The 8,628-nt window shown below is 53.5% G+C and carries 5 protein-coding genes and 3 pseudogenes; all 8 read right to left on the bottom strand.

What is annotated here, in order from left to right; all coding sequences use genetic code 11:
- Nucleotides 1-160 (bottom strand): AMP-binding protein (locus IPP88_22675; GenBank protein ID MBL0125354.1); only part of this gene is annotated, 160 nt, incomplete at its 3' end.
- A gap of 94 nt (nt 161-254) precedes the next feature.
- The gene (locus tag IPP88_22670) at nt 255-755 is read right to left on the bottom strand and encodes an AMP-binding protein (GenBank protein ID MBL0125353.1); all 501 of its coding nucleotides are present in this window, start codon (nt 753-755) and stop codon (nt 255-257) included.
- Nucleotides 756-2,162: 1,407 nt separating this feature from the next.
- On the bottom strand, nt 2,163-2,534 hold the full coding sequence (locus IPP88_22665; GenBank protein MBL0125352.1) for a hypothetical protein: 372 nt from the start codon (nt 2,532-2,534) through the stop codon (nt 2,163-2,165).
- 106 nt (nt 2,535-2,640) lie between these two features.
- Nucleotides 2,641-3,510: a HemK family protein methyltransferase gene (locus tag IPP88_22660; GenBank protein ID MBL0125351.1), complete on the bottom strand. Its 870-nt coding sequence runs from the start codon at nt 3,508-3,510 to the stop codon at nt 2,641-2,643.
- Nucleotides 3,507-4,488 (bottom strand): annotated as a pseudogene (gene nadE / locus IPP88_22655) (NAD(+) synthase). Before nadE ends, IPP88_22660 begins: the two are co-directional and overlap by 4 nt.
- A gap of 84 nt (nt 4,489-4,572) precedes the next feature.
- Complete coding sequence (locus IPP88_22650; protein ID MBL0125350.1) at nt 4,573-4,773, bottom strand: acyl carrier protein; 201 nt, start codon at nt 4,771-4,773, stop codon at nt 4,573-4,575.
- 365 nt (nt 4,774-5,138) lie between these two features.
- Nucleotides 5,139-6,677 (bottom strand): annotated as a pseudogene (locus IPP88_22645) (AMP-binding protein).
- Nucleotides 6,678-6,698: 21 nt separating this feature from the next.
- Nucleotides 6,699-8,607 (bottom strand): annotated as a pseudogene (gene asnB, locus IPP88_22640) (asparagine synthase (glutamine-hydrolyzing)).
- Nucleotides 8,608-8,628: the final 21 nt, after the last annotated feature.

Below are 8,628 nucleotides of genomic sequence, written 5' to 3'. Positions count from 1 at the left end.
CTTCCGTGCCAAGTCGTACATAGCTGACGTTCTTCACCAGCCTTATGATCGAGCGGTGGCAAATCTCGATCCCTTTGGGCTCACCTGTGGAGCCCGAGGTGTATGATATAGGCGACCGACTCGCCATCGCTTGATGTGCCGGGCAAATCTCTGCTGGCAATATCGCTTTCCTTTCGCAGGCCCGCAGACAAACTCGCGATATCCAAAACATCTACCCATTGCGGAAAACTTTTCGCGGCCTAGCGCGTTGGTTACTACAAGTGTCGTTGCCGTATCACTAAGCAAGAATGAAAGTCGCTCTTGTGGATTCTGAGGTCTAACGGCGGGTAGGCAGCGCCGATTTTCAATATGCCCAGAAGCACCGCAATGGTATCCGCCGACCGCTCTAGCGCGACGCCGACAACGCAGCCCTTGGATACGCCATTTTCCAGCAAAGCTTCGCTACTTGGTCGGACCGGGGAGCCCAGTTCCCGATAAGTCATCTGCCCGTCCGACCAGGCCAGCGCTACTTGTTCACCACTTGCGGCTGCTTGCTTGTCAAAGAGCTTGTCAGCGGTTTGGTTCTGATCGTATGAAGGTAGCGGCGGATTCCATACAGATAAAATCGCCTGTTGCCTGTCACCGAGAATGTCTATTTCCCCAAGCGCGACGCTGGCTCGGCTGCGATTGAAGTCACCGCTTGCAGGATGCTGTCGAGAATAAGCTGAACGATCGATCGGTCGAAGGTCGCTTCGGAAAATAGAGCAAACAAACAGGGCCCACCGCCATCGCCAATGCCAACACCCAGTGTGAGCGGCGCCTTAAGTGTTGCCGACATTTCCGGAAGACCTTTTCTCACCCAGATATGGTCGGCCTGACCAACAAGCTCATCCCACTCGCAAGCCGGTGCAGACTGACGGACACTATCAATTTGTGTTATCCAGTTATTGCACAATTCTTCCTGAGAGAATTCATGAGCTGACGCCCATATGTTTGTCTGATGATTTGGTTTCGGGTCCTGTTCGAAGAGCCATACCTCCCTCTGCCCGAGCATGCGATCTTTTACCAACAACCAAGCTGCCAAATAAAGCGAGTCATCCGCCCACTCGCATGATCGCTGGATGCATGACCCACACGCTCCCAAAGAGCGCGCGGAATTGTTTGGTCGATACGGACAAAAGCGCCGTGTCATGCTTTCCCGAATCAGGAACAGCGAGGTCAAGCAACGTCAGCGAGTCAGGGCCATCGCGAACATTCGGGCGTTTCGATTGAACCATTAAACACTGTGTCCCGTGCCTGAATAGGCGGTTTTTACTCACTCACGCACGCACTGGTCGGAGCGAGACCTGCAAATTTGCCACTATGCATAATTATGACAAATTTGAGCGCGCCAGAAGCAAAATACTCTCGGTGTAAGCTTGGGCGGTCGGGGGAAACCCGATCCCGGGAACACCCGCGCAGAACGGTCAAGTCTTATCCATCTTCATCCGCGCGAGTAACGTACCAATTCTGCGCGTCTAGAAGTAGCGGAAAATGATCTGTGGCGGCCGCATAAGGGGATATTCCCCCGCGCGATCAGTCCAGCGTCCTTTATATCCTTTGCTACCCGGTTTGCCCAGAAATTGTGTGATCAATGTCTTGCTGCCCATGCGAAACGCCTCCCGTGCCAGTTCGCGCCAGAGAGGCTGGAAGCGTCTGAATGATTTGCGTCCACCAGAAAGTCGTCTACGCGCAGCGACTGATTTACTGCGCGCACGCCGCGTAGGCAATCAGCCGTCCATCCTCGCCGACACCAAAGTCAGAATGGTATAGGCATTGAAAGGGCAATCATCGAATCGCCAGTTCAGGAACTGCTCGTTACGAACACCCAGTAGTTGGTTGGGTATTGCGCTTCGCTCCCAAAGATCGTTAAAGCGTGCGTCAGGCCGATCCTGCCAATGAGTGGTGAAGTTCCGTTTACCCCTGCCGTCCAATATCAGGGAGCCAAAACGTACCCAATCGATCAGAGGCCCAAGACCACGCGTTAGCCATCGCGGAATGTAGCGCCCAAGAAAGTCCGCTGAACGCAATACACGAACATAGCGCACCATATTTCCGATACAGACTTATCCTGCGCGGCCAAAACCGCTGTTGCCTTACGATTTGGCAGCCCCATGCAATCTCATGGTTCTGAAGAGTCCGTCTCAAAACCTCTCTTTGCAGGTATAGCGCAGGAACAGAGTTCGATGCCCGGGGTCAACGACAAAATCCACGGCCACGCCGGTAGAAAGCATTATGCCATTAAGTCGCATGTCGCGACTTCCTGCGGATGCGACGCCTACCGCTTTTTCGGCTTTACCATGTCGTAAGAAATAAGCGCTTGGCAGTCCTGCCGGATTGCGCTGGTAGTACCAATCGAATTTTTGTTCCAAAGAATAACCGGCCTCTAGTCCCATGTGCCAAAGCGCACGAATTTCGGTGCCGCTTTCAAGCGCATCCGCCGACTCAACAGCATATTCGTGTTGATACTCTGGCGTTGGTGAGGACGACACCGCATCTGTTGGTATCCTAGCCATCAGCGCTCGAACCTGCCCTTGCTTGTCGATGACCTCATCGATATCTACATATGCGCCACTGTGCTCCAGGCGCTTACGAATACCCGGACCCTGTCCAACCCCGACTTCAAAGGCAGGACGCCGCCGGGACGCAAAATCGGGGCGCCTCGGCAGCCAGTCGCAGTAGTATTCGAATACCGGGCGGCCCGCCGTCAAAGGCAAGACGTGGTTCATGGCCAATGATTTCCCGGCCATGCCATCGACCTTGCCGCTGGATATGTAAGGGGGTTACAGACAAATAAATCGATGGTGTGTGAAATTCTGGTGTATCAAATGGCGTCAGAAGGTCGCCTGAGCGAAATTCGACGCGGGTACCGAGATCCAGCAACGCAAGATTGCGGCGCGCCAATGCGATCGCGTCTTCGGAAAGATCGGCAGCCCAAACATGCGCGGCAGGTTCATGCGAGGCTAGGGCTAGCGCGACATTGCCCGATCCGGTACAAATATCGAGTACTCTGGCTCGTCCTTGGTTTTGGACAATCTCCCGTACCTGTATCAGCGCAGCATTGCCGAGCAAAGCGGTTTCATTGCGGGGGATTAACGCCTCTGCCGTGACGATCAGTTCCAAACCCATGAATTGTTGGCGCTGGGTAAGGTAAGCCAAGGGCGTACCCTCAATACGCGCTCGCACGAACTTGGCCAGGTTTGTAATTTGCGTATCATCCAACGAGGGCAGTGCCCCAACAGCGGCGCGCTGCACCGAAACTGAATTGCCGGCAGCAAGTTGCCAAAGGGCTGCAAGGGTAGTTATCGGCGTTTCTTCAGGTTTGTCCGGAAGAAACTCGACAGCAGACTTGAGCTCATTCAAATGGCAATTAAACAGCGCCAACGCATCAGGCGTCATACTCCGCGCGCTTGCCATGCCGCTCGCGTCACTCGTATTGCCAGCTTCCGGAACCATCGCTGTCTCGATTTCTGTGTGCGCGCCTTTGATCAAGCAGAAATCTCGCCTATAGGCTCCACCAGCATAGCCTTTGCATGAAGATAGCGTGTCGCATGGCGCTTGGCGACGATGTCCTTATATATGAAAGTAGCCTGGTCAATGGGAATGTCCAGATAGGTGGCCAATTCTGCTTCAGGCACGTCATGATTGAACGCCCATAATGCAACGTCCATCTTGTCGTAGGCCAAGGAAAAATAAAACTCATCCTGCCCCTGGTGCAAGCTGTATGTGTCGGTTGTCGGCATCGCGTTACAGACTTCCTCCGGAACGCCCAGATATCTTGCCAGTGCATAAACCTGGGTCTTGAATAAATGTGCGATGGGCTTAAGATCAGCCGCTCCATCCCCGTTTTTGACAAAGAATCCTGATCATATTCCAGCCGGTTGGGGTGTCGATGACGGCATAGTTGAGGCGATCGGCGTGAAAGTATTCGACGGTCTTTCGCACCCGCTGGCTGAAATTGGTAGCTGCAACAATCTGCAAATATTCCCGCGGCGGCAGGCGCAGTTCGCGAAAGTCGCCTTCGGGCGACTGGACGACCAACGAAATAATTGAAAGTACCATTGCGCCCACCGGCAATATGATCTTGCTTTTCCAGCCCGGTCGAAATTGGGAAAAACGGCACGCATCGTCATCCCGCCAGCAGTAACATCCAAGCGCCTCCAGCGTCGGCGCGATATCTTCCACGCCATAGGGAATGTCGAACTGGTCTGCTACCATTTTTCCGCGCCTCAGGCTGTTCGACGACGAGTCGGTCTCGGGCAGCATCAACCCATAGACTTTTGAGGCGCCGAATGCGCGAACTGCAAGAGCTGCACAAACTGAACTGTCGGCCCCACCGGAAATGGCGATGACGACACCGCGTCGGCGCAATTCGCTACCCACGATTTCCGACATGCGGCGCGCAATGCGATCCACCTCGACCGCGCAGTCAAGGGCTAATACGTTGGCGTGCAGTCTTGGGGAAGTCATTGCATTGCCATGGGTCCGTTGCGCAATCAGTTAACGCTGGAACGGTGCGCTTGCGTCAACATAACCTTCGATATTGGTGGGCTGTCAAAGTTTTTCCGCCAGCATCTCGGCGTCGTCGACTTTGATCCCGAACGTCTCCTCGATGAAAAGAATCAATTCTATGAAGCCGGTGGAATCGAGTATGTGGCTATCCATGAAGGAGGTCTCGTTGGCAATGACCGCGTTGCTGCCCATGACGAAGTTGTCAAGCAAAAACTTGCGTACCAAATCCTTGATGTCTTGCATAGGTCCTCGCGCTGTTCTGGATTGAGCTCACTGCGACTGATTGCCGATAACGGCACCGAACATGCATGAGCCTAAAGCACCGCAAATCGTTTTTCAATTCTGCGACGGGCAATCACGCCAAGATATCTGTTTCAATCCGTTCCCGCGGAAAGGTGGGAAACAAAATTTGATCGGTCGCTAATTTTATTGTAAAAACTCTACGTTTGGCGCGCGGTGTGAACGCCTCTTTTGTTCTGACGCCCTTACAAAACCAGACTTTGTCACACGAATATCTTCAAAGGAATTCACCGCGGGCCAATTCCGTTCCTTGCAGGAATCTTTCCCCGGTCGCTGCGGCTTTTGAAACGTAGCCCACGATCCAGCATTCACTTGAGACCAATGCGTTTGATTTTACCTGTATTTGTTACGGGCAATTCTGCAACAAATTCAACATATTTTGGCGCCATAAAATTCTCCAGCCTGCCCAGACAGTGTTTGATCACATCGCGTTCGCTCAGGTTGTAACCTTCCTTTTGAACGATAAACGCTTTGACCGCCTCGCCCAGCAAGTCGTCGCTTATGCCCACCACCACAGCATCCAACACGCCATCCAGGCTGTAGATTGCATTTTCGACCTCGCGAGGGCTCACTTTTTCTCCGCGGCTTTTGATGATGTCATCGCGGCGTGCGACAAAGTAGAGCCAACCCTCGTCGTCGGTACGAAACAAGTCCCCGGAGTAGAGAACCAATTCACCGGGAATCGGTCCCGGCTTCAACCGCTTGGCGGTTTCAACCCGATTCTCCCAATATCCACGCATCACATTCGAGCCGCGAATCACGGCTCGCCGGTACTACCGTTCGGCAGTCGTTGCCCGGCATCGTTGACCAGCCACACTTCTTCATTTGGCATGCCGCGGCCGACACTTGTCGGACGCATATCAATTGGGCGGAAGAAAGGTGACTCGCTTGCACTCGGTAAGTCCGTACATTGAAAATAAAATTGTCGCGGGAAACAGCACGCGCAGGCGCCGAATATGCTCTTCCGACAAGGCTGCCGCAGTATTGGTGATTATGCGCAGGGATGACAAATCGAATTTGTCCACGCCTTTTAAATTCATTAACAGCGAGAACATCGTAGGCACCCCGGGAAATACGGTAACGCGTTCGGTTGCCATACGTTCGAGCACCTTGATGGGAAAGGTGAATGAGCGCTCCAGTACCAGCGTGGCTCCGACCTTGAATGCCATCAACAATTGGTACAGACCGTAGTCGAACGCAAGCGGTAGTGCGCAAAGAATGATGTCGCTGCCCTTGAGCTCAAGGTACTCGCTAACGGATCGTGCCGCCGAAACCATATTCAGGTGAGTCAGCATGACCCCTTTTGGATTGCCGGTGGAGCCGGAGGTGTAGATAAGGCTGGCAAGATCCTGGTCTATCGTCGGCGGCACAGTATGCCGGTATTGTGCATGCTCACTGGCCAGCGGGTATGTCAGGCATCGGTCAGAAAATCGGCTATCCGCGGGGTTTGCATCAATATCGCCGGCCACAATGCATGTGTGGATGGTTACGCTTTCAGTCAGTGCCGGCTGCCAGACTGCGCTCAACGCCGTGTGCGTAATCAATGCGCTGGCACGAGCATCGTTCAACATGAACGCAAGTTTGTCGTGTTTGGTAAGCGCATTGATCGGCATGAAAACCGCGCCGATCTGCAAGCTGGCAAATATGCCGGCGACCAACTCGATGCCGTTATCCAGAAATAGGGCGACGCGATCTCCACGCCTGACGCCACGTGCGAGCAGAACTGCCGCGAGCTGATCGACTCGTTTTTGTACGTCCGTAAACGTGTACCTGACTTGGTCGCAGACAAGTGCAAGTTTGTCGGGATTCCGGTGCGCCGTTTGATTGAAGAAATGGTGAAGAAGCATGCTTTTCTCCGAAAACCACCTTCAGCCGGCGAGCCGGGTGGAAGCAGGCTTTTGCTCAAGCGTGCCGATACCATGACCGCCAACGAATTGCTCATGCAATAACATGGTCGATAAAATAGCGACAAACGCCATATTGTCTGCAAACCCGATGGCGCGGCCCGCACGACACTTCTCGAATAATTTTCCTGTCGCGCCGGCATCGAAGTACCCGGCAGCCTTGATTTTCGATGCGCTGAGCAAGTCATCGACGTAATCCACCGGCTTTCCGTCATTGAAGAAGCTATGGCTATCCGGCGCCCGGTAAGGTTGTTTGGTACGGGTTCGCACCGACTCAGGCAGCAAACCTGCCACCGACTTCTTCAAAAGGTATTTTTCGGTAAGTCCATGCAACTTCAATTGCGGCGGCAGTCGGTTTGCAAACTCAATCAGGCGATGATCAAGGAAGGGGAAACGGCCTTCGATTGAGTTTGCCATGCCTACTCGGTCGCCTTGCGAACAAAGAAGATATCCTGTCATGAGGGTATGGGCCTCGATATACTGGTCGCGTGCCATCGGCTGCCATTGATTCATGTCGCTAGGCAGCGTGCCCATGATTGCTTCGTAAGGATTCCAGTCGCCAATGAGTGCCGCATTTCGTCAGAGAAAAACTGGCAGATGCGCCGGGTCGTAGTCCAACGCGGTATATGGGCAAAGTACGGCTGGTCTATATGCTCCATTCCCTCACGAAAGAAAGCCTGCGTAAACGCTCGACCGGTTGCCGGGGGAGTGGCGGGAATAGGGATACAGCCGCTCAAGAATGCGCGGTCGCCAAGTTGAATCAGGCGATCTTGCCCAGAATCGGCGAATTTTAGCCTCTTTGAACAAATCGTAGCCGCCGAAAACCTCATCGGCACCTTCGCCAGTCAAAACTACTTTGTAACCAGCTTCGCGAACATGTCCGGAAAGTAGCATGAGCGGCGCTGGCGCGGTGCGAACGATCGTCGATTCGGTGTGCCATATTGTGCGCGGAAATGCATTTGCTATATCCGCACGAGGTGCATTATCGATGTGTGCTCGGTACCGAGAAATTTGACCATTTCCTCTTGGTGTTGACTCTCGTCAAATTCCGCGTCCTCAAACGTGAGCGAAAACGTACGCACCGGCGTATCGGAAAATTTGCGAACGATTGAAGTAATAATCGAAGAATCGAGCCCACCGCTTAAATAGGCGCCAACTGGAACGTCAGCCCTGAGCTGCAGTCGAACAGCATCGATCAGGAGTTCGCGTAGCTCGCCGCGTAGCCCGCCTCGCTACGCTCCCGGCCGCGATGTTGCCCCGGTTCCGCTTCGGGAAATTTCCAGTCCCAATAGCAATACAGTCTTCGATGCCATTTGCGATAACCATTAAATGTCCGGGTGAGCGATGACGGTTACTCCTCAAACGCGCTTCTGGGTGCAAGCGGACTCCAAAACGTACATGTCTCAGCCAGTGCGCATCAATGCGCCGTTGTACATCAGGCAAGGCGAAGAGCGCCTTTACCTCCTGAGGCGAAAATCAGTCTTCCGCCACCTCTGTATAGAACAACGGACGAATTCCCGTTCCGGTCGCGAACTAGAATCAAACATTGTTTAAATCTGTCCAAATCGCAATGGCGAACTGCCCATTCAGGTGTTCGACAAATCGTTCCCCATACTCTTCCTAAGGTGAACAATGACTTCCGTATCCGTCTGGGTGTAGAACTTGTGTCCCTGATCGATCAACCGGCTGCGCAATTCAACGTAATTGAATATCTCTCCATTGAATACCACATGGATGGAGGCGTCTTCGTTTCGAATTGGTTGCTTGCCCCGGCAATATCGATAATGCTTAATCGGGCGTGTGCAAGGCCAATTTTACCGTCCACAAATACGCCGGCGCCGTCCGGACCGCAGTGATACAAGCGGGCGATCATCGCGGAAAGTTCGGCACGTTC

Source organism: Betaproteobacteria bacterium, assembly GCA_016720925.1.
Lineage (GTDB): Bacteria > Pseudomonadota > Gammaproteobacteria > Burkholderiales > Usitatibacteraceae > UKL13-2.
The sequence above is the reverse complement of the archived record's forward strand: the minus strand, read 5'-3'. Positions and strand labels throughout refer to the sequence as shown.

Excerpts from the sequence above, each read along its gene's own strand:
- IPP88_22665 (MBL0125352.1), bottom strand. The coding sequence starts at position 2,534 with ATGGCTAGGATACCAACAGATGCGGTGTCGTCCTCACCAACGCCAGAG.
- IPP88_22650 (MBL0125350.1), bottom strand. The coding sequence starts at position 4,773 with ATGCAAGACATCAAGGATTTGGTACGCAAGTTTTTGCTTGACAACTTC.